Source organism: Streptococcus oralis (assembly GCF_004127215.1).
Lineage (GTDB): Bacteria > Bacillota > Bacilli > Lactobacillales > Streptococcaceae > Streptococcus > Streptococcus oralis_BD.
The window spans coordinates 1-442 of sequence record NZ_QEWJ01000072.1; the positions used below are offsets into that span (position 1 = coordinate 1).

A 442-nucleotide genomic window follows, 5' to 3' on the forward strand; every position below is an offset into this window, starting at 1 on the left:
GTTCTATGTGGGCGGCAAGAAGTCGGAGAAGCAACTGCGCGTCTACGAGAAGGGCAGGGAACAAGGCGACAAGAGTTCGCCGTGGGTGCGCTATGAGGCGCAGTTCCGCAACTCCAATCGCAAGGAACTGCCGCTCGACATTCTGCGTGATCCGGCCTCCTACCTGCTCGGGGCTTATCCGGTCCTGTCCTTTCTGCGCTGTGTCGCCACGCGCATCGAAATCACGAAAGCCGCCGTTGAAGCGACTTGGAAGAGCGTTCGGCGCCACATCCGCCGCCAGTACGGCGCGGCCCTCAATTTCATCGCCAAGAACTGCCCGGACGATCAGTCCCTGCGGTCGGTAATCGAATCCTGCACTTCGCCATCGCTGCCGAAGTGGGTCACAGGTGACACAGCAGCGCACTGGCCCGAAATCGCGGCCGTACAACCAACCTCAAAGGGG

General features: G+C 61.1%; 1 protein-coding gene. It reads left to right on the forward strand.

The features are described 5' to 3' along the window. On the forward strand, positions 1–442 hold a 442-nt coding region (locus DF216_RS10450; RefSeq protein ID WP_206280079.1), incomplete at both ends, for a replication initiation factor domain-containing protein.